Source organism: Citricoccus muralis (assembly GCF_029637705.1).
GTDB lineage: Bacteria > Actinomycetota > Actinomycetes > Actinomycetales > Micrococcaceae > CmP2.
This window is the reverse complement of the sequence record NZ_CP121252.1, coordinates 3,041,616-3,063,212: the sequence shown is the minus strand read 5'-3', so window position 1 is coordinate 3,063,212 and position 21,597 is coordinate 3,041,616. Positions and strand designations below refer to the sequence as shown.

The window sequence follows — 21,597 nt, the reverse complement described above, 5'->3', positions numbered from 1 at the left end:
GGGTGCTGTGGACCACACAGGTCCCGTTGATCGGGAGTGATTCAGCGCGCGGCGACCCGCACCAGCTCGTCCACCACCTTATCCAGGGTCTGGGTGTGCCGGTCGGTGGGGTTCAGGGTATCCCCCTCAAAATCGAAGCGGTTGTAGAGCAGCACCTGGTGCCCGATGCTGGGCTGGTTGTACGGCTGAATGCTGACCCGCCAGGCATCCACCGCGCGCGCCCCGCCCACGCCCCCGTACGAGACGAACGCGACCGGTTTGTTCATCCAGGGTGCATCGAGCAGATCGTAGGCGTTCTTCGCGTATCCGGGCATGGCACGGTTGTACTCGGGGGTGATGAACAGGAACCCGTCGCAACGATCGACGTCGTCGCGCCACCGCACCAGATCCGCCGGGGCGTCGGCCTCCCCGGACTGACCGTAGCGGCGCAGGGCGGGGAGGTCGTAGTCGGCCAGGTCCAGGGTGGTCCACTCGACGTCGTCCAGCGCGCGGGTGTTCAGGCGATCAAGCACCCAGGCGCTCACCGAATCGGCCTTGCGCGGGGAGCGGACGGAAAGAATGACGACGCCGAGTTTCACGGTGGTCCTTTCGAAAGAGGTGCTGTGCGGGCTGGGTTAACCGTTGCTGTTCATACCGTACCGGTCCCGGTGGTGACGGGCAGGGGGCGAAGCCAGCTGTATGTCTGCGCGTGACGAGCCCACGGTGGGCGGCTTAGGCTGAAGGAAACTCTGGCTGTTCTGGCCGAAGGATACCGAAGATAGGAGTCATCATGACCGACACACCCGCTGGCACCTCCGAATTCCACTCCCGCGGCAACGACCCCTACTCCCGACTGGAAACGGTGCCCGAATTCAGCGTCACCTCCACCACGGTGACCGATGGCGGGGCGTGGCCCGCGGCGCAGTATTCCGGGGCCTTCGGGGTGCCCGGGGGCGAAGACGTGTCCCCGCAGCTGAGCTGGTCGGGTGCGCCCGAGGGCACGCGGTCCTACGCGGTGACGGTGTACGACCCGGACGCTCCCACCGGATCAGGGTTCTGGCACTGGTCGGTGGGCAACATTCCTGCTGAGGTGACCGAGCTGGCAGAAAACGCCGGGGTGGCGGATGGTTCCGGGCTGCCAGCGGGTGCGTTCCAACTGAAGCACGACGGCGGAGGAACCGGCTTCATCGGTGCCGCCCCGCCGGCCGGACACGGGGAGCACCGCTACTTCATCACCGTGCACGCCCTGGATGTACCGGAGCTGGACATTCCCGCGGATGCCTCGAACGCGTTCTTCGGGTTCAACCGCTTCGGCCACGAGATCGGCCGGGCGACCCTGGTGGTGACCGGCGAGATCACCGAGTGATCGTTCAGTTCAACCGGGCGGCCCGGACGGCGCGGATCGCCCACGGCGTCGTCGCATTGGTGGCACTGGCCGCGGTGTCGACGTCGATGAATATCGGCAGCTGGAAACACAGCCAGTTACCCGACCATGTGGGCTACGCCGGCGGGTTCGACGCCGGGTGGGAGCACATGGCGAATCAGCCCGCGTACTTTACGGTGACCTCGTGCCTGCTGGTGCTGATCGCGTCGGTGGCTGCTGCGGTACGCCCGGCGGGCCGCGTGGTGGGCCGGTGGGGCGCGGTGTTCGCCGTCGTGCGCATCGCCTCCATCGGCTGCATCGCGATTACCGGGCTGGTCTTTAACGTGCTGTTGCGCGACGACTCGCCCCTGGTCGGCGTCGAGTGGTGGAACGACACGCTGGCGCATGTGGTCTTGCCGGTGCTGGCGCCCGCGGTGTGGCTGGTGTTCGGCCCGCGCGGGGAGACCACCGGGCGACGAATACTGGCCTCGACAATCCTGCCGCTGACGTGGCTGGGAGCCACACTTTTCCGCGGCCCGCTGCTGGACTGGTACCCCTACGACATCCTGGATGTGCCGGGGCGGGGCTGGGGCGTGGTGGGCCCCACGGTCGGGGTGATCCTGGTGGTGTATCTCGTCGTCGTCGGGGTGATGTTTGCCGTCGACCGAGTTCTCGCTTCAAACCGTTTGAAATTTAAGAGAGGCTAACCTAAACTCATAGCCGCACAACTTTGTGATGGCTACGGAAAGGGCCTCCCCATGATCTCTTCACGCACGCGTGGAACGTTGGCGGCAGGCTCGCTTGCCCTGCTGTTCGCGCTGACCTCCTGCTCCTCCGACGACGGCGGCGCCGAGACCGGTGCTGAGGGAGACGACTTCACCCCGGTGACGATCGAGCACGCCCTGGGCACCGCAGAGATCACCGACAAGCCAGAGCGCGTGGTAACCCTGGGCCAGGGTTCAGCCGAGACCGCCATTGCGCTCGGGGTGACCCCGGTGGGCATCGAAGAGTACCCGTGGGGCGCGGATGAGACCGGGTACCTGCCCTGGATTCACGACGCCGTCGAGGAGTCCGGAGACGAACTGCCCGAACAGTTCACCGGTTCCACCGAACTCGATGTGGAAGCGATCGTCGCCCTGGAACCCGACGTGATTCTGGCACCCTGGTCCGGCGTCACCCAGGAACAGTTCGACGTGCTCAACGACATTGCGCCCACCGTGGCCTACGAGGAGCAGCCCTGGGTGATCACCTGGGAGGAACAGATTAACGTGGTGGCCAAGGCGCTGGGTGAAGCGGACCAGGCGGAGACGCTGATTCAGGACATAGAGAACCAGTTCGACGAGGCCGCCCGTGAGGACTGGTCTCGTTATACGTTCTCCTACATTTACAACGACGGCCCGGGCACCCTGGGTGTGTTCTACCCCGGCGAGCAGCGCGTGGCCATGCTCTCCGGACTCGGCCTGACCCCCGATCTGAGCGCCCAAGATCTCGCCGAGTACGACGTGCCCGGCACCGACTCCGCCATGATCGGGCTAGAAAATGCGGACATGCTCAACGATTCCGACCTGATCTTCACCTTCTACTCGGACGCGGCGAACCGCCAAGAAATCGAATCGCAGGAGCTCTACGGTTCTATCCCCGCCATCGACAACGGCGCCGTGGTGGCTGCCGAGGACCAATCGTTCGTGACGGCGTCGTCCATCATCAACCCGCTGACCGTGCCGTGGGTGATCGAGCGGTACCAGCCCATGATCGAGGAGGCCATTGAGAACGTCGACGCGGAGTAGCTCGACGACGCACCGGGGTGCAGCTGGTCGGGGTGCGGCTGGTCGGGGCGCGGCTACCCTGACCGTGACGGCGCTCGTGTTGGGCGTCGCCGTCGTGTGTTCCATCCTGTTCGGTTCGCGGGTGATCAGCGCTGCGGATACCTGGGCGGTGGTGACCGGTACCCCGGACGATTCGCTGGCCTACGTGCGCGAGGTGGTGGCCGCTCGGGTGCCGCGTACCGTGATGGGCGCGCTGGTGGGCGCGGCGCTCGCGGTGTCCGGGGTCATCATCCAGGCGATCACGCGCAACCCGCTGGGCGAGCCCGGGTTGCTCGGGGTGACCGCCGGATCCTCCGCTGCGGTGGTGACCGCCGTCGCGTTCTTTGGGGCGTCCAGCGTGCGCGGGGCGGTATGGATTGCGTTGCCCGGCGCGGTGATCGCGGTGCTGGCGGTGTACCTGTTGGGGCGGCCGTCGAAAACCGACTCCGTGATTCCGCTCGTGCTGGCCGGGGCGGTGATTTCCGCGGTGCTGTACGCCTACATTCAGGCCATGATCCTCACGCGCCCGGATGCGTTCGACTCTTACCGTCACTGGGTGGTGGGCTCGCTGGCCGGGGCTCGTTTTGACACCGTGACGGCGGTGGCGCCGGCGCTGCTACTCGGGTTTTTGCTCGCGCTCGCACTGAGTTCCGGCCTGAATTCGTTGGCGCTCGGTGACGACGTGGCCACCTCGCTGGGGGTGCACGTGCCCTGGGTGCGCGCTGGCGGGATTCTGGCCGCGACGCTGTTGGCCGCGGGTGCGACGGCGGCCGTCGGGCCGGTGGCGTTTGTGGGGCTGGCGGTTCCCCACATGATGAGGGCGGTGGCCCCGGCCGACGTGCGCTGGCAGATCCCCCTGAACGCGCTCGGCGGGGCCGCGCTGCTGCTGGCTTCCGACGTCGTCGCGCGGGTGATCGCCCGGCCCCAAGAACTGATGGTCGGCGTGGTGACTGCGTTCGTGGGGGCGCCGTTCCTGCTGCTGGCGGTCCGCCGCGGACGGGCGGGTGTGTGATGGCCCACTCTGTCACCTGGTACCGTCTGGGCCCGGTGCTGCTTCCGGTGCGACGTCGGTCCCGCCGACTGGCGTTGATGCTGGTGGCGGCGGTGGTGCTGTTGGCTGCGGTGACCCTAACCCTGGGGGACCTCGGACTCGGCCCGGTTGATGTGGTGGCTGCCGTGCAGGGGGAGATGAGTGCGTCCACCCGGTTCGTGCTGGAGCGGTTGCGCGGGCCGCGGCTGCTGGTGGCGATCGGGGTCGGTGTCGCGCTGGGTGTCTCCGGCGGGCTGTTCCAAACCGTGACCCGTAATCCACTGGGTTCCCCAGACGTGCTCGGCCTGGCCGCCGGTGCCGGAGCCGGGGTGGCAGTGGCGACGCTGATGGCACCCGGGCTCTCCACCCCCGTGGGCGCGGTGCTGGGTGCCGGCGCCGCCATCGGGTTGGTCTACGTGTCCACCGGTCTGGGGTTTGCCTCCCCGGCGCGGGTGATCATCACCGGCATTGCGGTGGCGGCGATGGCCACTGCCGTCACGCAGTACGTGGTGGCGGTGGTGTTGCGTGACCACGGATCCCAGCTGGCCGCCTACATTGCGGGCAGCCTGAACTCGCGGTCGCTGGGGCACGCCGCGATCATCGGGGTGGCGTTGCTCGTCCTGCTGCCCGTGGTCGGATGGTGGTCCACGCGGCTGCAACTGATGGATCTCGGAGACGACGTCGCCGAAGGGTTGGGGGGCTCGGCCGTGGGCACTCGCACCGCGGCCATTGTCCTGTCGACGCTGCTCGCGGCATCAGCTGTCGCCGTCTCCGGCCCCATTGCCTTCGTGGCGCTGACTGCTCCGCACATCGCCCGTCGACTCTCGCGTGCCCCGGGTCCGAACCTCGTACTGGCCGGGCTCACCGGTGCAGTCATCATGCTCGCGGCGGATCTGCTGGCGCAGCAGGTGTTTGACGGGCTGCCCGTGGGCATCATCACCGCCGGGGTGGGCGGGGCCTACCTCGGCTACTTGCTCGTGACCGAATGGAGGAAGACCAGCATATGACGCAATCCACCTTGCGCGCCGAGTCCATCACGGTGGGCTACGGCGGCGCTCCCGTGCTGCAGGACTTGGATTTCGCGGTGCCGCCGGGCCGTTTTACCGCGGTGATCGGACCGAATGGTTGCGGGAAGTCGACCCTGGTGAAAACCTTGGCGCGCACCCTGAAGCCCGAGTCCGGGCACGTGGTGCTGGAGGAGAAACCGCTGCAGCAGTGGCGGACCAAGGAGATCGCGCGTCGAGTGGCGCTGTTACCTCAGCACCCGGTGACACCTGACGGCGTGACGGTGCGCTCGTTAGTGGCGCGTGGCCGGCACCCGTACCACGGGCCGTTGCGGCAGTGGGCCCCGGGCGACGACGACGCGGTGGAGTCTGCCCTGGACGCGACCGGTGTGGCGGAGTTGCGCGATGAACCGGTGCTGGGGCTGTCCGGTGGGCAGCGGCAAAGGGTGTGGATTGCGATGGTGTTGGCCCAGGACACCTCTTTGGTGTTGCTCGATGAGCCAACGTCGTTTCTTGATGTGGCCCATCAGATCGAGGTGCTGCACCTGTGCCAGGACATGGTGGCCGATGGTCGCACCGTGGTGGCCGTGCTGCATGACCTGAATCAGGCGGCCCGCTATGCCGACGAGGTGGTGGTGATGAACCACGGGCAGGTGGTTGCATCGGGCGCGCCGTCGGAGGTCATGACCTCGGATCTGGTGGCCGAGGTGTTCGGGCTGGCCTGTGAGATGGTCGCCGACCCGCAGTCCGGCACTCCCATGGTGGTGCCCCTGGCGCGGTGAGCTGTGCCGGTTCCGGTGGGTTACCCGTTGCGCTCGGCTTTGAACCGGGCCCAGGCCTCGGGCAGTCGGGCGTCGTCGACGAACCACCCCATGTAGTCACGCATATTCTCGAGGCGGGTGTGGGCGGGGCTGCCGGCGGGTAATAGTGGACACCGATCCTCGACTCACTCCGAGTTCCTCGGAGATGGCGGCGGCGCTGACCCCGGCCGAGTCATCGAGCAGCAGATAGGCGGCGATGCGGCCTTCGATGCGCGAGGCGCCTTCGATCGCCCAGTAGTCGGCGAACCGCTCGATAAATTCAGGCCGGTCATGACCCACCCGAGCAGTTTATCTGGGCAGGGTAGGGTTCGACCGCTGTGGGTCGGGAGTGCTTCACTGGTCTCGATGCCGGCTGGAGGTGGCCTCGTTCAATGGAATTATGCGGCCGGTTCGGCGTCGTCGGGCACGGGAACCTTGAGCCGGTGCACCGCACGCGGTTCCCATTTCCGGAAGTGACACGACGTGGTGGCGATCGGCGGTAGCGGATCCTCCGGCGGATCGGTCACCGGAACCAGAACACACTCCTCCCCGGTGAGCAGGGAGGGCTGTTCTGGTGAGGCTGATGCCGCGGGTGTCTCAATCCCCGGAATCAGCGCAGGCTGAGGGCTCCCCGGAGCGTCGAGGGTTGCTTCGGGGCTCACCTCGGTGTCGAGGTAACGATGTGGATGGTCGCGCCAGTACGTGTTGCGGGCAGGCTTGCGCTCCGCATGCGTCAGATAGGGACGCAACTTGGTCGTCGGCGTGAACCAGGGAACGCCTCGATCCATGGTGATGGTCCAATGTCCGTCGTGGACGGCATGGTGGTGGTGCGTACACAGCAGCACCCCGTTGTCGATGGTGGTGGGTCCGCCGTCTTTCCACGGGGTGATGTGGTGGGCTTCGCTCCAGGCTGCGGGGAAACTGCACCCGGGAATCGCGCAGCCGCCGTCGCGGGCAATCAGAGCCTTGCGCTGGTGCGTGGTGAACAAGCGGTGTGACTTCGCGGTTTCGAGCACCTCGCCCTCGGTGCCCAGCACCACCGGGAGGATGTCCGCGTTGCAGAGCAATCGCCGCAGCATGCCCGCCCCGGCTGCGCCACTGTACCCGGCTGAGACCAGGAGCTCCTGGGAGGAACCGGCGGTCAGGAGCGCGGGGTCGAAGGTCTCAGGGAGTAGGCCGCTGTGATGGGCCATGCGCAGCATCGGGAGTAACCCGGCGGTCACCACGAGTTGTGGACGGGTTCCGCCCTGATCGGGCAGGCCGTTGTCGAGACCGCGCAGCCCAGAGGTCAGCACGCCCATGAACCCATCGTGGGCGCGTTGGGTTCGGGTGCGGTCATCTGCGACGACGGGTGCCTCCAGATCGGTGTCGTCCGTTGTCTCGGAGCAATTCTTCGAGGACCGAGAGCGCGGACTGTTCGCCGCGGAATCGACGAGGGAGAGCATTTCGTGGCCATCCTGGGTGGTGGCCATCTGCCAGAGGAAGAGGTCACCCTCGCGGCGCAGGAAGGTGAGGGAGCGATCCTGGTAGGCGTCGCGCTCCTCGGGGCTGAGAACGTCTTGCGGGCTGAGATTCATCAGCACCGAGTTGCGCCACCGGGATACTTCCGCACTGAACTCGCCGAAGGAGGCGTTCTTTGCTGCCTCCGCCAGGAATGTATCACTGGTACGCAGATATTCGTCCACTTCGTGGGTGGGCACGTGATGCTGTTGGGCAGCCGCGCGGATTTTGTCGACGGCTCGGGTGATGACCGCCAGCCGGTCCGTGCCGAGCCAAAGATCCTGCAGCCCCTGGGCGATGGACGGCAGCAACCGCCCCAGCTGACCCGCGCTTCCCGGCTTCTCACGGTGGTTCTGTTCGGCATCGTGCGGCCGACGGGGAGCGTGAGGTTGGAAATGCTCGGCGTGACGGGCGCGCTGTTGGGCGGCGTGACGGGAGATATCCGTGGCGTCTTGCAGGAATTCACCGGGGTTACGGAATCCGACCTTACCCTTCTCAGGCAGACCCAACAGGGCGGCACGATCCTTCGGTTGAGCGAAGACTTCCGTCGTGAAGCCATCGAGGCGCGACGTCACACCAGATACCAGCTTGGATAGGGTTTCGCCGGCGCGGAGCAGGGCCGGGAGGGTGCCCGCGGGCTGCTCTGTATTGGTCGACGTGAACTGGGTGAACTCTGAGCGCGCATCGGGTGCGGAGAGGCGGCGTGACACCACCCGGAGCCCCTGTTCCAGGGTGCGGAAGGCCTCCTCCAGCGAGAGTCCATCAAACCACGACTCGACGGCGGCGGATTCGGCCCGGGTGGGCGCGGCGTCATCAACGCGCACGGCACTCATGAGCACACACCGCCTTCCCGGATCTACATCGGCTCTCGTCGAGCGTTTGATACATCCAGCCTACATGAATGAGCATAAATAGTACAGGCGTTTCATCCACAGATTTTCTGTGACTGAAGAAGTTCTCCACAGATACCGTCAAAGGGGTTGACTTTGCAGGCAAACAGCAGCATTTTCGCGCGCACCCGCACGCATCAGAAGAGGCATGAATATCCATCGAAGTCAGAGAGCTCGACTCCGAGAACCTATCGAACACGAAAAAGCGCCGGGTGCGGCACCGGCTTTATGAAGGAACCAGTGCGCACTCGGCGCTCTCGGGCAGATGGTGCCGCTCGGTGGCCCGAGCCAGGGCTTCGATACCCCATCGCGACACACCGCTGTCTCAAGCCCTATCAGGGCAGGCCGTTACAGGGCGGCGAAGGCCTCGCGCAGATCGGTGTCGCCGTCGTAATAGTTGATGGTCTTGCCGATGGTGGCGTCCTCCTCCAGCGCGACCAGGATGCTGGCGGCCACGTTGCCGCGGGAGGTGTCGCGCCCGTCGTTCTCGTTCTGGGCGGGGGTGCCGTCGTCGATGCGCACCCGTCCCGTGGGCTCTTCGAGGGTGAGCTTGCCCGGCCCCAGGATGGTGTAATCCAGTCCGGAATCGCGCAGATAAGCATCTGCTTCTGCTTTCGACTGGGCGTAGGGGAAGAAGGAGTGGTCCTCGGGAATGCCGTGCTCCAGGCTGGCACCCGCGTAGGAGACCATCACGTAGCGGGCCACCCCGGCATGACGTGCGGCGTCGATGGAGCGGCGGGCGGCGTCACGATCGACGGCGTAGGTGCGCTGCGGGCTACCGCCGCCGGCGCCTGCGGACCAGATGACGGCGTCCTTGTTCACGAAGATCTCCGCGAAATCGTTCACCGTGGCGTTTTCGATGTCGAGCACCAGGGCGGTGGCGCCGGTGGCTTCCACTTCCTGGACGTGTTCGGGGTTGCGGATCACCGAGGTGACGGTGTGTCCGGCTTCGACGAGCAGCGGGACGGCGCGCAGTGCGACCTTGCCGTGTCCACCGATGATGACGTAGTCAGCCATGTGAGTCCTTCCATTGCGTCCATTGTGGTTCCCGGTCCGGAATGAACCGGGTCTCATGGCGCATAACGGCATTGGCCCGAGCACTATTCCATGCCCAGGCCACCGCCGTCAGGATCCCAGCGGATCAGCCCTGTGCGGCCTCGGCGGCTTCCAGGATCTCCGGCATGGTGTTGTCCAGCGCCCACGGCACAGACAGTGGCGTCGCCGTCGAGATGGCGTAGATCTGCGGGGCGTCGGTCTGCAGCACCCAGGCGTCGTTGGTGATCGCGGGGATGGAGGAGAGCAGGTCGTCACCCTCCACGGCCGCGCGCACGGAATCGTCCATGGCCCAGGTGATCAGCAGGTCGGATTCGAGGCTGGCGGCGTTCTCGGGCGAGACGACGACGCTGAAGCCCTCTGCACCGTCGGCGGCTTCCACGGCGGCCGGCGCCTGTTCCAGGCCCAGGCTCTGCAGGAACTGCACGCGGGCGTCTCCCTCGGTATAAACGCTCACCGGGTCGGCGCTGGCCGGGTCTACGGCGCCGTAGATGAAGGTGGTGCCCTCGAGGACGTCCGCGTGCTCGGATGCGTAGTCGGTCAGGGCCTGCTCGGTGGACGAAATGACCTCTTCGGCCTCGGTTTCCTTGCCCAGCGCCTCGCCGACCAGGGTGGTGCCGTCCTGCCAGGAGGTGGTGTAGTTCGGGGAATCCTCCGGGTAGGCCACCACCGGGGCAATGTCAGAGAGCTGGTCGAACTGCTCCTGGGTGATGGCCGACTGCACGGCGAGGATGACGTCGGGCTCGGTGGCCGCGATCGCCTCGTAGGCTAGCTCTTCGGCTTCCACGTAGGTTTCGGGGGCATCCGCACCCAGTTCGGCGACGGCGTCGTCGTACCAATCCGTGGCGCCGCCCTCGTTGCCGCCGTAGGACTGCTCAGGGATGCCCACCGGGGCCACGCCCAGGGCCAGTGAGATGTCGTGGGAGGCCCAGCCGACGGTGGCCACGCGCTCGGGCTGTTCGGGGATCTCGGTGGTGCCGAAGGCGTGCTCGACGCTGCGGGGGAACTCGCCGGAGGCGGCACCGTTCTCGGAGGCGGAGGCGGAGTCGGTGGCGCCGTCGTCGTCAGCGGAGCAGGCGGACAAGGTCAGACCGGAGGCAGCGAGCATAGCGGTCAGGCTCAGTAGCCGGCGGGAAGCGCGGTTCAGGGGACGAGGGGACACGACGGTGCCTTTCGGGTGGATAAAGATTGATATGAGGTTAGCCTACCCTAAAGCTCTGTGGGTGCCGTTGCCAGAAAGGGGCCAGTCGAACGCGGTAGCCTGAGGGGGTGAGTGAATCCCCGCGCCCCGCACAGACCCCGCCCGCCCGCGACGCCCATGGCGAGCAGGTTTCCGAGATGTTCAACGGCATCGCCGAGCGCTACGACCTGATGAACCTGGTGATGACCTGGGGTCAGGAGCCGCGGTTCGTGCGCCGCACTGTCGAGCGCGCCCAGTTGCCGGATGCCCCCACCGTGCTGGATCTGGCCACCGGCACCGGCGACATCGCTCTGGAGATCCTGCGCCAGCGCTACGGCGCCCACATCATCGGCGCAGATTTCGCCCCGGAGATGATGGAGGTCGGCCGGCGGCGCCCCGGCGGCGAGCAGATCAGCTGGGTCGAGGCCGATGCCATGGACCTGCCCTTCGAGGAGGGGGTGTTCGATGCGGTGACCCACGGCTACCTGCTGCGCAATGTCACCGATATCCCCACCACGCTGGCCGAGCAGTTCCGGGTGCTCAAACCCGGCGGCTGGATGGTAGCCCTGGAAACCTCCCCGGCCCCGGACAATGTGATCAAACCCTTCTCCACCGCGTACATCAAATGGGTGGTGCCGCGGTTGGCGAACCTGATCACCCGCAACGCCGAGGCCTACGAGTATCTCTCCGCCACCACCCGCGGGTTCAAGACCCCGGCCGAAATCCACGGGTTGCTTGACGACGCCGGATTCGTGAACATCGGGCACGAAACCCACCTGTTCGGCACCATGGCGATTCATTGGGCGCAGAAACCGGTGACGACGACGGGATGACCCGCGGGTCCATCGCCAGGAGGAGGCGTCGTCGTCGAGAATCACGCCGCAGGGCGACGACGCGGCGGGGGTAGGTCGACCAGGCTGGAAGCATGAACTCTCCAGACCAGAACCCAGCACAGCATCCCGTCCTGATCGCAGACCATCTGACCAAAACCTACGGCTCGACGACGGCGCTTGGCGGCGTCAACCTCAGCCTGTACGCGGGCGAATCCGTGGCCATTATGGGTCCGTCCGGCTCCGGTAAGACCACGCTGATGCACTGCCTCTCCGGCATTCTCACCCCTGACGCCGGGAGGGTGCACCTCAGCCTGCCGCAGCAACAGGTCGAGATCACCTCCCTGAACGAGGAGCGCCGCGCCCAGTTGCGCCGCGAACACCTCGGCTTCGTGTTCCAGGAGGGGCTGCTGCTGCCCGAACTCACCGCCCAGGAGAACGCCGCGCTGCCGCTCATGCTCTCCGGGGTGCCGCGCGCCGCCGCCGAATCTCACGCCCAGCAGTGGCTGTCTTCCCTCGGACTCGACGGCATGTTTGACCGCCGATTGGGTGAGCTCTCCGGCGGGCAGGCCCAGCGCGTCGCCATTGCGCGGGCCCAGATTGCGGATCCGACCGTGGTGTTCGCCGACGAACCCACAGGGGCGCTGGACTCGATGACCTCGGATGCGGTACTCACTGCGCTGCTTGATTCCACCGTCTCGCGCGGCCGCACCCTGGTGCTGGTCACCCACGACCCGCAGGTGGCGGCTCGCTGCTCCCGGTTGATCCGGGTGCGCGATGGCCACATCGTCGCCGATGAGCGCACCCACTGTTCCTCGAACCAGGAGGTCACCCGATGAGCGCGGCACTGATGACCCCCACGACGACGCCGGCTCCCACCGGCTCCGCGCGCGACGGCGCCGTCACTGTGCTGCATCTGTTCCTCGGCCGGGTCTTCGCCGACCGCCGGGTGTGGGTGCTGCCGGTGGCCGCCTTCGCCGTCGTCTCCGCACTCGGGCTCAGCGTGGCCGGTGGTGTGGGCTACTTCTTCTCCATCGACAACGACCGGGCCGAGACGTACCGGGTGCTCGCGATCCTCGCGGTGCTGCTGCTGGTGTTGCCGATGGCCCAACTCGCCGCCTCCGCGGCCCGGCTGCTGGCCCGGCGTCGCGATGAACGTCTCTCCTCGCTGCGACTCGTGGGTGCCTCCTCGTCCACACTGCGCCTGCTCGCCGTCGCCGAATCGTCCGCCTTCGCCGCGGTGGGTTCGGCGCTCGGGGTGGTCGGGTATCTGATGCTGATGCCGCTGGCCGGGCTGTTGCGTTTCGACGGCGGGCCCATCGGTGTGGCCGGCATGTGGCTGGGTGTGCCCGGCACCGCACTGGTACTGCTGGCGATCATCGCCATCGCGGTGGTCTCCTCCCTGGTCGGGCTGCGCCGGATCGAGATCACTCCGCTGGGGGTACGGACCCGCGCCCGCCCGGCCCGGGTGCACTGGCTGCGCTTCGTCATCGCCGGGGTATTGATCGTGGCGGCTCAGCTGATGGCCAACGCCGTCGGCGCCCAAACCATTGCGATGGTGGTGACCATGATTCTCGCCGCGCTCGCGGTACCCATGGTGGCGCTGCACTTCATCGGACCCTGGCTGATCGCGCTGATCACCCGCCGGAAACTGCGTCGCGCGAACACCGTGGAGGCCCTCGTCTCGGCCCGCGCGGTGTTGGAATCACCCCAGCAGGCCTGGGCGCAGATCGGCGGGGTGGCGCTGACCACCTACATCGGCGTGGTGGGCGGCGCCGGCATGTCGCTGGTGAATGCCGCTTCGGCCGGACCCTTGCCCCCGGAGGAGCTGAATCTCACCGTGGACCTACGCACCGGGGTGCTGCTCACCATGGTGATCGCGTTCCTGCTGACTGCGTGTTCGGTGGCGATCACCCAGGCTGCCCAGGTGCTCGACCGCGCTGAGCTCTACCGGGGACTGCAGCGCATCGGCATGGGGCGGTCCCAGCTGGAGCAGATGCGGCGCGACGCCGTCTTCGGTCCGCTGTGGATCGTGCTGATCTTCACCCTGGTTGTCGCCGGGATCACCGCGTTGCCGGTGCTTGGCCTGGCCGCGATCTTCAGCCCCGTGTCTATGGCGATCGTCGCCCTCTGCCTGGCACTGGGCATCGTGTTGGTTCGGGGCGGAGTCGCCGTCGGGAATGCCCTACAATAGTTAGTGTACTAACTAATGGAGGCTCCCATGGGTTTCGTTCCCGCCGCCCTGAGTGACGATCACACCGGATTATCCCGCTGGTACCGGATCCGCTGGACCGTGCTCTACACTGTGTTGAGCATTTTCGGCCCGGCGGACCGGCAAACCGGCATCGACCCCCGCGCCCAGCTGCGCCAGGAGCGTGCCCGACTCACTGTGGCCGGGCACCGCGACGCCGGCACCGAGCCCTCAGCGGAGCTGCTGCGCATGGTCGAGTCCGGCTAACAGACTCGTCAGGGTCCGGTGCAGCTCGACGAAGCCCTCCTCGTCGAGTCCGAGCCGGTCCAGCATGATCTCGGGCACCTCCAGGGCGCGCTCGCGCAGCTGGCGGCCCTCCTCGGTGAGCTCCACGATGAGCGTGCGCTCGTCGGCCGTACTGCGCTCGCGGGTCAGATATCCCTGATTTTCGAGCCGCTTCAGTAGCGGTGAGAGGGTGGCCGGCTCCTGGCGCAGCACCGCGGCCAGGTCCTTCAGCGCCATCGGGGCGGACTGCCACAGCGCCAGCATCACCAGGTACTGTGGGTGGGTCAGGTGCAGCGGATCCAGCACCTCCCGGTATGCCCCGATCACCGAGCGGGACGCCACCGACAGGGCAAAGCACACCTGGTTCTCCAGGGCGAGCGGATCTTCACGGGGCGAGGTCATATCACCAGGATGCCCTATCCGGGGCGAGGAGTGGGGCGCGCGGCGAGACACTCAGTGGGACGCGCCGAGCTCGATGAGCAGCACGCCCCCGACGATCAGCGCGATCCCGAGCGTCATCACCCAGGTCAGCCGCTCCTGAAACAGAACACGTCCGGCGATCGCGGTGAGCGCCACCCCGGCCGCCGTCCAGATACCGTAGGCCATGCCGAGCCCCATGCCCTGGGCCAGCGTCAGACTCAGCAGGCTGAACGCGGAGGCATAACCGACGACGACGGGGACGTACCACCAGCGCGACCCGGCCACGGCCATCCTCAGACACAGGGTGGCGGCGACCTCCATCACGATGGCGCCGCACAGCAGTACCCAGGCCACGGCGATCCCGCTCATGAGCGGCTCCCCCCGATGTCGATGCAGATGACGCCGAGAATCACCAGCGCGATGCCGGCGGCCATCACCGGGGAGATCACTTCGCCAAACAGGACCGCCGAGCCGAGTGCGGTCAGCGCCACCCCACAGGCGCCCCAGATCCCGTAGGCCATGCCGATCCCGAACCCGGTGCGCAGCACCTGGGCGAGGCACGCGAACGCGCACACATACGCCAGCGCGACCACCGGGTACAGTCCGGGTTGATCGAGGGCGCCGCGCAGCGAGAGCGAACCGGCCACCTCGCAGACGATGGCCACGGTCAAGAAGGTCCAGCCCCGGCGGTTGAATCGGTGCGAAGGCACATCCTCGGCGACGTCGTCGAGCGCCCCGATCGTCATGGCGTGCTGGCTCCTACCGAGTCTTCTGCTGCAGCTGCTGACTCACTGTCGAGCAGCTGGTGTCCCAGGACCCGCACCTGCTCCTTTTCTTGTGGGTCGGCGGCGCCCGTACCCAGCGCGGCGTTGAACCACATGCCGTCCGCGAGCAGACGCACCGCCACCTGGGCCGGGCTGCGTTCTCCGGCGGGCGGGCCGAGCCAGGGGCGCAGGCGCTGAGCCCACTGTTCGCGTAGTCGCTCGCGCAGGCGGGGATCGGCGAACAGGGCAAGATCCGAGGCGTCAAAGTCATGCACGCAGGCAAAATCCAGGTAGGAGCGTAACCGGGCGGTGGCGGTGCTACGGAAGGGGGTATCGCCCGCGTCCGGCCCCATCTGTGAGGGGAAGCGACGTAGCTCGACAGTCCACCGGTCCACCACCTCGTCGACGGCGCGCAGCATCAGATTCTGCTTGGATCCGATGTGGTGCAGCACCCCGGGTTTGGTGAGGCCGGTGGCACGAGCGACGGCGTCGATGGTGAGGACCTCGCCGTCGCGCAACAGCTCCAGGGCGGCGTTCACGACGTGGCGGTCGGTGGTGGGCTGAGAGCTCTCGTCCATGAAGGAATAGGTCACCCCTGCAGGCTACCTACCAACTGGAAGGTAGGCGAACTGCCAGGGAGGTATTTGGCCCCGGTGAGAGGCTCAGTCTCCGCCGCCCAGTTCGCCGGTGAGCCGGGTGTGGAACGCGGTCGTGTACTCGTTCATGCCCACGAATTCTGCGGTTTTGCCGTGTCGGGCGTACTTCGTCTCGATTGCGTCGAGCGCTGCCACGGTGGAGGCGTCCCAGACATGGGAGCGTGTGAGGTCGATGATCACGCGATCGGGGTCGTCCGCGTAGTCGAACAGGGTGGTGAGGTCGTTGCTGGACGCGAAAAGGAGCTGCCCCTCGACCGTGTAGTGCGCCACGGGTACGCCGTCGTGGTCGGTGACCTCGCGCTGGACGTTGATGAGGTGGGCGACGCGGCGCACGAACATCACGGAGGCGACGAACACGCCGGCGATCACGCCGATGGCGAGGTTGTGGGTGGCCACCACGACGGCCACGGTGATGACCATGACGGTCGTCTCGCTCTTGGGCATCCGTCGCAGGGTGGAGGGCTTGATGGAGTGCCAATCGAAGGTGCCCACACAGACCATGACCATCACGGCGACCAGCGCTGCCATCGGGATAATCGCGACGACGTCACCGAGGACGACGATGAGGATCAGCAGGAACACACCGGCCAGGAAGGTCGAGATGCGGGTGCGGGCACCGGAGGCCTTCACGTTGATCATGGTCTGGCCGATCATCGCGCATCCACCCATGCCGCCGAAGAAACCGGACACGATGTTGGCCACGCCCTGCCCCCAGGATTCGCGGGTTTTGTTCGAGTGCGTGTCGGTGACGTCGTCGACGAGCTTCGCCGTCATCAGTGATTCCATGAGGCCGACCAGCGCCATGGCCAGGGCGAAGGGGGCGATGATCGCCAGGGTGTCCCAGGTCAGGGGGACGTTGGGGATGAACAGCTCGGGCAGGCTGCGGGGGAGTTCACCTTGATCCCCCACGGTGGGCACCTGCAGCGCGAAGACCACCACGATGGCGGTGACGATGACGATCGCCACCAGCGGCGCCGGGACGACGTGGGTGATTTTCGGCAGGACCACCAGAATCACCAGCCCGACGGCGACGAGCGGGTACACCAGCCAGGGCACGTCAATGAGGTGCGGGAGCTGGGCGATGAAGATGAGGATCGCCAGGGAGTTGACGAAGCCGACCATGACGCTGCGCGGGATGAATCGCATGAGTTTGGCCACCCCGCACACGGCGAGCACAATCTGCAGCACGCCCGCGAGGAGGACGGTGGCAATGAAGTAGTCCATCCCGTAATCGCGGGCCACGGGAGCGATGACGAGCGCAACCGCTCCGGTGGCGGCGGAGATCATCGCCGGACGTCCGCCGGTGAAGGCGATGGTCACGGCCATAATGAACGAGGAGAACAGGCCGACCTTCGGGTCAACGCCGGCGATGATCGAGAAGCTGATCGCCTCCGGGATTAACGCCAGGGCGACAACCAGGCCGGCGAGGACTTCGCGGGTGAGGATGCGCGGAGTCTTCAGCGCGGTCATCACCGAGGGGTCGGGCTGGTAGCGAATGCGATCGTCGGACATGAGCCGAGAGGCCTCGTCCCTGGAGGAGTTAGTCACTCCTGCAGAATACCTACCAACTGGAAGGTCATCGATGTCGGGGGGTGAGCTCATCTCGACGACGCACAGGTTCGTCACAGCGTGCGCCGCTGCTGGCCACAACCGGGGCGTGGATCATGAGGACATGGTCCCCCCGAATGACTCGAATGACTCCTCCGCTTCGCCCCTGGAACCCGGATCCGGCACCGGACTGGCCGAGCTCAAGAAGGTACTGCCGATGTTGCAGCACCCGGATGGTTCCCCGGTGCGCGCCCTCGTCGTCGACGATGAGCCGATGCTCGCGGACCTGGTGTCGATGGGGTTGAGCATGTGCGGCTGGACGGTCAAGACAGCGCACGCCGGCCGCGCCGCTGTGGAAGCGGCACGCTCCTTCCACCCGGATGTGCTGGTGCTGGACTGGATGCTGCCCGAACTCGACGGCACCGAGGTGCTTGCGAAAATCCGGGCCTCGATGCCCGAGGTGCCCGCGCCGGGGAGGACATCGAGCTGACCGCCACCCAGTTCGAGCTGCTGCGGTATCTGATGGAGAACCCGAAGGCGGTGCTGTCGAAGTCGCAGATTCTGGACCACGTGTGGCAGTACGATTTCGCAGGTCAGGCCAACATTGTGGAGCTGTACATCTCCTACTACGCAAAAAAATAGACACCGGACGCTCACCGATGATCCACACCCTGCGCGGGGACGGGTATGTCATCCGTCCGGCCTGAACGCACGAACCGTGAGCGCACGAGCCAGCCTGAGCGGGTGCGCCCGCGACGCTCGGTGGCGAACCGCACGGTGGCCGGGGTGCTCGCCGTGCTCGCCGTCGTGCTCATCGCGCTCACGGCAACCACGATGACGCTGGCCACCCGGGTGGTGGAGACTCAACTGCAGGACCGCCTCGACGAAGTGTGGCAGCGCGCCGCGGGCTTCCTCTCCGAGGGGCGCGATGATCGTGACATCGACCGGCTCGAACCACCGGAGGGAAGCCCCGAGGCACCGGACCCGTTAGGTGCCCCCGGCGTGCCGCTGGACTCGGTCACGCTCGTCATCGACGCGCAGGGCAACCTCGACGCCGGTCACCTCACCGTGGAGCGTTCCGATCCGATCGAAACACTGGTGGTGGGGGTGTCTTCCGCTGAGGCCGATACCACGGTGGCCACGCTGCTCAGCGTGCAGGTGGCCGGTGGCGCTGCAGCAGCACCGGGTGCCCGCTGAACTGGGACAGCGCCGCGATGAGATCGACGACGTCGGCTCCGCCCTGAACACCCTGATCGATTCGGTCGATACCGCCCTGAGCGCCCGGAGTGACTCCGAGCGTCGGCTGCGGGAGTTCGTGGCGGATGCCTCCCACGAGCTGCGCACCCCGCTGGCTGCCATGCGCGGGTACGCGGAGATGCTGCAGCTCAGCGAACCGCTCAGCCCCTCCGGGCGCGACCAGCTGAAGCGGGTGATGCTCCAATCCGGGCGCATGAGCGACCTGGTGGAATCCCTGTTGCTGCTCGCCCGGCTCGACGCTGCGGAACAGCCAGAACAGTTAGAACAGTCTGCCACCCGGGCGGTGCCGCGCCGCAAACAGGTGGACCTCGGCGAGCTGGTGGTCGACGCCGCCATGGACGCGCACGCCGCCGCCCGCTCCACCACCGAGGGCTCCACCGGGCTGGGCCTGGCGATCGTCCGCTCGGTCGCCCAGGCGCACGGCGGCGACGTCGTCATCGAGACCCGCCCCGGCCGCACCGTCTTCACGGTCACCTTGCCCACGGACAATTCATATTTGAAGGAATGATCTGGCGCGCGGGATGGTTGAGATAGGCATGACTGAGCTTTCCGCCCCGCACCCCGGCGCCGCGCCCACCCCGAATCCGTCCACTCCGCTGGCTGACTCTCTGACCGAGGGCGTCATCGAGTTCGGGCTGCACACCTTCGGTGACGTCACCCAGGACGCCGCCGGCACCCGGGTGCTCGATCACCCGGAGGTGCTGCGCAATCTGGTGTCCGAGGGGGTGCTGGCCGATCAGGTCGGCGTCGACGTCATCGGCATCGGGGAGCACCATCGCCCGGATTATTCCGTCTCCGCACCCGACGTCGTGCTCGCCGCCATCGGTGCGCAGACGGAGCGCATCAAGCTGATTTCCGCCGTCACCGTGCTCTCCTCCGATGATCCGGTGCGTGTCTACCAGCGCTTCGCCACCCTCGACGGGATCACCTCCGGACGCGCCGAGGTGTCGCTGGGGCGCGGCTCGTTTATCGAGTCCTTCCCGCTGTTCGGTTATGACCTGAATGACTACGAGGTGCTCTTCGAGGAGAAGCTGGAGCTCTTCGATCACGTCCGCCGTGAGGAACCGGTGACCTGGTCCGGCACCACCCGCGGTGCGCTCGAGCGCCAGTCGATCTTCCCGACGACGGCGCACGAAGACGGCGTACCCACCTGGGTCGCCGTCGGCGGCTCACCTGAGTCCGCTATTCGAGCCGCCCGCTACGGGATGGGCCTGGAGCTGGCCATCATCGGCGGCGCCCCGCAGCGCTTCGCCCCCTTTGCGGATTTGTACCGCAAGCAGATCGAGGCCAACGGGTTCGCGCCCCGCCGGGTGGCCGTGCACTCTCACGGGTTCGTTGCGAACACCGATGAGGAAGCCATGGAACGGTACTACCCGTACTGGCACAACGCGATCAGTACCCTTGGGCGCGAGCGCGGCTGGCCCGCCCCCAGCCCCGAGCAGTTTGCCCAAGAAGTCCGCCACGGCGCCCTGCACCTGGGCGGCCCGGAGACCGTGGCCCGGAAGATCGCGAACACCGTGAAATCCCTGGGCGCGACCCGGTTTGGCATGAAGTACGGCAACGGACGGCTGCCGCACGAGTACATGATGGAGTCCATCGAACTGTACGGCACCCGGGTCAAGCCTCTGGTGCTGGACATGCTCAGCGAGTCCTGAGACCCACGCCGGGCGCGGCGAGAGGCCATCACCTGATGTTCGGCGGACTAGGGACGGTCCTCGGCGGTGACCGTTGGCCAGCCGCCTGATGTTGCGCGTTCCTGGGATATGCCCCCAATGTAACCAAGGTGATGCGCTCAGCCTTGAGTAAGGACGTCGATCAGACAGCGATGCGCGCACCCCTGCCGGTGCGCGCATCGCTACTGTAGGGGTGGGTCAGGTGTCGAGCTTGCGACGTCCGGTCAGGCGCAACACGGTGGTGATCAGCATCATCACCAACAGGATGATGCCGACGTAGCCGTTGATCACGTACACGATGTTGACCATCTGCGAAAACGGCAACACCAAACCGATCAGCGTGCCGACGGCCGCGAGGATGATCGTCAGGTACTTGAACTTCTTAGTCTTGTCTTGGTAGAAGCGTGAGGACACGGTCCACAGCAACGGAATCGCGGTGGTGTAGATACCGGCCAGGATCATCACGGAGATCGCGCCCGCCACCACGGGTCCGACGTCGCGCGCCAGAACCAGCATGGGGATCTCAGTGCCGGCGGTGCGGGAAATGTGTGCCAGCAGGCCCAGTGCGACGATCATGCAGGCCACGGAGAAGGCCACGCCACCGGTCACCGCACCCGAGGCGGCTTCTTTGCGGCTGGGGGCGGTCTTGCCCAGGGCCGTCAGGAAGGCTGCGAGCCACAGCATGCAGAATCCGACGTAGGACAGGGCGGCCATGAACCAGTTGCTCGAGGCCTGGGTGACGTCCAGGGTGGGCAGTAGTGCGTTGCCTTCGGCGATGCCGCCCGGATTGCTCATGACCCCGTAGATACCCAGGGCGATCGCGATGATGACGATCAGCGGGCCGATTTTGCCGATGACGTCCACGAGTGAGTTCAAGCCGAACCAGACGGTCACACCCACGGCCAGTGCGAGGGCGACGCCGCCGATGTATTTGGAGAGGCCATAGTGCTCTTGGAATACCGCGCCCGCTCCGGCCACCATCACGGTGAAGCTCAGGAAGACGAAGAGGATGGAGAAGAAGTCGAAGAAGGTGCCCAGATACTTGCCACAGTAGTAGTGGAAGATCGACTTGGGCTTGTCGAATTTCTTGGCCTGGCCGACCACGAGGAACTCGACGCTGACGTAGGTGATGAGCAGCAGGACCACGAGTCCGGTACCGAAGATGCCCCAGTATCCGTAGGACGTGAAGTACTGCATGATCTCTTGGCCCGTGGCGAAGCCGGAGCCAATGAGGAAGGCGATGATCGCACCCGCGTAGGTGACGACGCGAAGCAAGGAGGACTTCTCCGTGCTCTGCAGGTGTGCCTGAGTCGGCGCTTTCTGCGACATATGCGCTCTCTTACTTTCGGTTGGAGGGGGGCACAGCCTG

24 protein-coding genes and 1 pseudogene are annotated in these 21,597 nt (G+C 66.5%); 14 read left to right on the top strand and 11 right to left on the bottom strand.

Annotation, left to right across the window (positions count from 1 at the left end; genetic code table 11):
• Positions 1-41: 41 nt before the first annotated feature.
• Entirely contained in the window at positions 42-578 is a 537-nt protein-coding gene (locus tag P8192_RS14110; RefSeq protein ID WP_278157631.1) for an NADPH-dependent FMN reductase, read from the bottom strand.
• Between the two features lie 191 nt (positions 579-769).
• On the opposite strand from P8192_RS14110, the gene P8192_RS14105 reads away from it, so the two are divergent.
• The 6 genes from P8192_RS14105 (at position 770) to P8192_RS14080 (ending at position 5,963) form a co-directional block, all read left to right on the top strand.
• The gene (locus P8192_RS14105; protein ID WP_278157630.1) at positions 770-1,345 is read left to right on the top strand and encodes a YbhB/YbcL family Raf kinase inhibitor-like protein; all 576 of its coding nucleotides are present in this window, start codon (positions 770-772) and stop codon (positions 1,343-1,345) included.
• A complete protein-coding gene (locus tag P8192_RS14100; RefSeq protein WP_278157629.1) occupies positions 1,342-2,049 on the top strand; it encodes a Pr6Pr family membrane protein in 708 nt (235 codons plus the stop codon). The genes P8192_RS14105 and P8192_RS14100 overlap by 4 nt, the downstream gene beginning before the upstream one ends.
• A 51-nt stretch (positions 2,050-2,100) precedes the next feature.
• A complete protein-coding gene (locus tag P8192_RS14095; protein ID WP_278157628.1) occupies positions 2,101-3,129 on the top strand; it encodes an iron-siderophore ABC transporter substrate-binding protein in 1,029 nt (342 codons plus the stop codon).
• Between the two features lie 64 nt (positions 3,130-3,193).
• The gene (locus tag P8192_RS14090; RefSeq protein WP_278157627.1) at positions 3,194-4,159 is read left to right on the top strand and encodes a FecCD family ABC transporter permease; all 966 of its coding nucleotides are present in this window, start codon (positions 3,194-3,196) and stop codon (positions 4,157-4,159) included.
• Positions 4,159-5,184, top strand: a complete 1,026-nt coding sequence (locus tag P8192_RS14085; RefSeq protein WP_278157626.1) for a FecCD family ABC transporter permease — start codon at positions 4,159-4,161, stop codon at positions 5,182-5,184. Before P8192_RS14090 ends, P8192_RS14085 begins: the two co-directional genes overlap by 1 nt.
• Positions 5,181-5,963, top strand: a complete 783-nt coding sequence (locus P8192_RS14080; RefSeq protein WP_278157625.1) for an ABC transporter ATP-binding protein — start codon at positions 5,181-5,183, stop codon at positions 5,961-5,963. The genes P8192_RS14085 and P8192_RS14080 overlap by 4 nt, the downstream gene beginning before the upstream one ends.
• A 96-nt stretch (positions 5,964-6,059) precedes the next feature.
• On the opposite strand, the gene P8192_RS14075 is transcribed toward P8192_RS14080, so the two are convergent.
• The 4 genes from P8192_RS14075 to P8192_RS14060 all read right to left on the bottom strand — a co-directional run bounded on the left by P8192_RS14075 (position 6,060) and on the right by P8192_RS14060 (position 10,586).
• On the bottom strand, positions 6,060-6,281 hold the full coding sequence (locus P8192_RS14075) for a hypothetical protein (protein WP_278157624.1): 222 nt from the start codon (positions 6,279-6,281) through the stop codon (positions 6,060-6,062).
• Between the two features lie 98 nt (positions 6,282-6,379).
• Positions 6,380-8,314, bottom strand: coding sequence for an HNH endonuclease signature motif containing protein (locus P8192_RS14070; RefSeq protein WP_278157623.1), 1,935 nt, complete (start codon positions 8,312-8,314; stop codon positions 6,380-6,382).
• A gap of 405 nt (positions 8,315-8,719) precedes the next feature.
• Positions 8,720-9,388 (bottom strand): SDR family oxidoreductase, encoded by a 669-nt coding sequence (locus P8192_RS14065; protein WP_278157622.1) that lies wholly within the window; start codon positions 9,386-9,388, stop codon positions 8,720-8,722.
• 124 nt (positions 9,389-9,512) lie between these two features.
• Positions 9,513-10,586: an ABC transporter substrate-binding protein gene (locus P8192_RS14060; protein ID WP_278157621.1), complete on the bottom strand. Its 1,074-nt coding sequence runs from the start codon at positions 10,584-10,586 to the stop codon at positions 9,513-9,515.
• A gap of 107 nt (positions 10,587-10,693) precedes the next feature.
• On the opposite strand from P8192_RS14060, the gene P8192_RS14055 reads away from it, so the two are divergent.
• The 4 genes from P8192_RS14055 (at position 10,694) to P8192_RS14040 (ending at position 13,892) form a co-directional block, all read left to right on the top strand.
• Positions 10,694-11,437, top strand: a complete 744-nt coding sequence (locus P8192_RS14055) for a ubiquinone/menaquinone biosynthesis methyltransferase (RefSeq protein WP_278157620.1) — start codon at positions 10,694-10,696, stop codon at positions 11,435-11,437.
• A 92-nt stretch (positions 11,438-11,529) separates the two neighbouring features.
• Positions 11,530-12,273 carry an ABC transporter ATP-binding protein gene (locus P8192_RS14050; protein ID WP_278157619.1) on the top strand — a complete coding sequence of 248 codons (744 nt, stop codon included), beginning with the start codon at positions 11,530-11,532 and terminating at the stop codon, positions 12,271-12,273.
• The gene (locus tag P8192_RS14045) at positions 12,270-13,628 is read left to right on the top strand and encodes a permease (protein WP_278157618.1); all 1,359 of its coding nucleotides are present in this window, start codon (positions 12,270-12,272) and stop codon (positions 13,626-13,628) included. The genes P8192_RS14050 and P8192_RS14045 overlap by 4 nt, the downstream gene beginning before the upstream one ends.
• A 27-nt stretch (positions 13,629-13,655) precedes the next feature.
• A complete protein-coding gene (locus tag P8192_RS14040; RefSeq protein ID WP_278157617.1) occupies positions 13,656-13,892 on the top strand; it encodes a hypothetical protein in 237 nt (78 codons plus the stop codon).
• Here the strand turns inward: P8192_RS14040 and P8192_RS14035 are convergent.
• The 5 genes from P8192_RS14035 to P8192_RS14015 all read right to left on the bottom strand — a co-directional run bounded on the left by P8192_RS14035 (position 13,857) and on the right by P8192_RS14015 (position 17,262).
• Entirely contained in the window at positions 13,857-14,312 is a 456-nt protein-coding gene (locus tag P8192_RS14035) for a MarR family winged helix-turn-helix transcriptional regulator (RefSeq protein WP_270106888.1), read from the bottom strand. The genes P8192_RS14040 and P8192_RS14035 overlap by 36 nt on opposite strands.
• Before the next feature lie 51 nt (positions 14,313-14,363).
• Entirely contained in the window at positions 14,364-14,699 is a 336-nt protein-coding gene (locus tag P8192_RS14030; protein WP_278157616.1) for a DMT family transporter, read from the bottom strand.
• Positions 14,696-15,076, bottom strand: coding sequence for a DMT family transporter (locus P8192_RS14025; RefSeq protein ID WP_278157615.1), 381 nt, complete (start codon positions 15,074-15,076; stop codon positions 14,696-14,698). The genes P8192_RS14030 and P8192_RS14025 overlap by 4 nt, the downstream gene beginning before the upstream one ends.
• On the bottom strand, positions 15,073-15,687 hold the full coding sequence (locus P8192_RS14020; protein WP_278157614.1) for a TetR/AcrR family transcriptional regulator: 615 nt from the start codon (positions 15,685-15,687) through the stop codon (positions 15,073-15,075). Before P8192_RS14020 ends, P8192_RS14025 begins: the two co-directional genes overlap by 4 nt.
• 69 nt (positions 15,688-15,756) lie before the next feature.
• Positions 15,757-17,262 (bottom strand): SulP family inorganic anion transporter, encoded by a 1,506-nt coding sequence (locus tag P8192_RS14015; RefSeq protein WP_278159846.1) that lies wholly within the window; start codon positions 17,260-17,262, stop codon positions 15,757-15,759.
• Between the two features lie 253 nt (positions 17,263-17,515).
• Here P8192_RS14015 and P8192_RS14010 point away from each other — a divergent pair.
• The 4 genes and pseudogenes from P8192_RS14010 to P8192_RS13995 all read left to right on the top strand — a co-directional run bounded on the left by P8192_RS14010 (position 17,516) and on the right by P8192_RS13995 (position 20,210).
• Positions 17,516-18,005, top strand: a pseudogene (locus P8192_RS14010) (response regulator transcription factor).
• Between the two features lie 37 nt (positions 18,006-18,042).
• Positions 18,043-18,495: a hypothetical protein gene (locus P8192_RS14005; protein WP_278157613.1), complete on the top strand. Its 453-nt coding sequence runs from the start codon at positions 18,043-18,045 to the stop codon at positions 18,493-18,495.
• Complete coding sequence (locus tag P8192_RS14000; RefSeq protein WP_278157612.1) at positions 18,464-19,063, top strand: histidine kinase dimerization/phospho-acceptor domain-containing protein; 600 nt, start codon at positions 18,464-18,466, stop codon at positions 19,061-19,063. Before P8192_RS14005 ends, P8192_RS14000 begins: the two co-directional genes overlap by 32 nt.
• A gap of 28 nt (positions 19,064-19,091) precedes the next feature.
• The gene (locus tag P8192_RS13995; RefSeq protein WP_278157611.1) at positions 19,092-20,210 is read left to right on the top strand and encodes an LLM class flavin-dependent oxidoreductase; all 1,119 of its coding nucleotides are present in this window, start codon (positions 19,092-19,094) and stop codon (positions 20,208-20,210) included.
• Positions 20,211-20,426: 216 nt separating this feature from the next.
• Here the strand turns inward: P8192_RS13995 and P8192_RS13990 are convergent, their stop codons facing one another.
• Positions 20,427-21,557 (bottom strand): YkvI family membrane protein, encoded by a 1,131-nt coding sequence (locus P8192_RS13990; RefSeq protein WP_278157610.1) that lies wholly within the window; start codon positions 21,555-21,557, stop codon positions 20,427-20,429.
• Positions 21,558-21,597 lie beyond the last annotated feature (40 nt).

What these genes read in the sequence shown, in the direction of transcription:
- P8192_RS14070 (WP_278157623.1), bottom strand. Translation starts at nt 8,314, where the DNA reads ATGAGTGCCGTGCGCGTTGATGACGCCGCGCCCACCCGGGCCGAATCC.
- P8192_RS14015 (WP_278159846.1), bottom strand. Translation starts at nt 17,262, where the DNA reads ATGTCCGACGATCGCATTCGCTACCAGCCCGACCCCTCGGTGATGACC.
- P8192_RS14040 (WP_278157617.1), top strand. Translation starts at nt 13,656, where the DNA reads ATGGGTTTCGTTCCCGCCGCCCTGAGTGACGATCACACCGGATTATCC.
- P8192_RS13995 (WP_278157611.1), top strand. Translation starts at nt 19,092, where the DNA reads ATGACTGAGCTTTCCGCCCCGCACCCCGGCGCCGCGCCCACCCCGAAT.
- P8192_RS13990 (WP_278157610.1), bottom strand. Translation starts at nt 21,557, where the DNA reads ATGTCGCAGAAAGCGCCGACTCAGGCACACCTGCAGAGCACGGAGAAG.
- P8192_RS14030 (WP_278157616.1), bottom strand. Translation starts at nt 14,699, where the DNA reads ATGAGCGGGATCGCCGTGGCCTGGGTACTGCTGTGCGGCGCCATCGTG.
- P8192_RS14035 (WP_270106888.1), bottom strand. Translation starts at nt 14,312, where the DNA reads ATGACCTCGCCCCGTGAAGATCCGCTCGCCCTGGAGAACCAGGTGTGC.
- P8192_RS14085 (WP_278157626.1), top strand. Translation starts at nt 4,159, where the DNA reads ATGGCCCACTCTGTCACCTGGTACCGTCTGGGCCCGGTGCTGCTTCCG.
- P8192_RS14050 (WP_278157619.1), top strand. Translation starts at nt 11,530, where the DNA reads ATGAACTCTCCAGACCAGAACCCAGCACAGCATCCCGTCCTGATCGCA.
- P8192_RS14025 (WP_278157615.1), bottom strand. Translation starts at nt 15,076, where the DNA reads ATGACGATCGGGGCGCTCGACGACGTCGCCGAGGATGTGCCTTCGCAC.
- P8192_RS14095 (WP_278157628.1), top strand. Translation starts at nt 2,101, where the DNA reads ATGATCTCTTCACGCACGCGTGGAACGTTGGCGGCAGGCTCGCTTGCC.
- P8192_RS14105 (WP_278157630.1), top strand. Translation starts at nt 770, where the DNA reads ATGACCGACACACCCGCTGGCACCTCCGAATTCCACTCCCGCGGCAAC.
- P8192_RS14080 (WP_278157625.1), top strand. Translation starts at nt 5,181, where the DNA reads ATGACGCAATCCACCTTGCGCGCCGAGTCCATCACGGTGGGCTACGGC.
- P8192_RS14065 (WP_278157622.1), bottom strand. Translation starts at nt 9,388, where the DNA reads ATGGCTGACTACGTCATCATCGGTGGACACGGCAAGGTCGCACTGCGC.
- P8192_RS14045 (WP_278157618.1), top strand. Translation starts at nt 12,270, where the DNA reads ATGAGCGCGGCACTGATGACCCCCACGACGACGCCGGCTCCCACCGGC.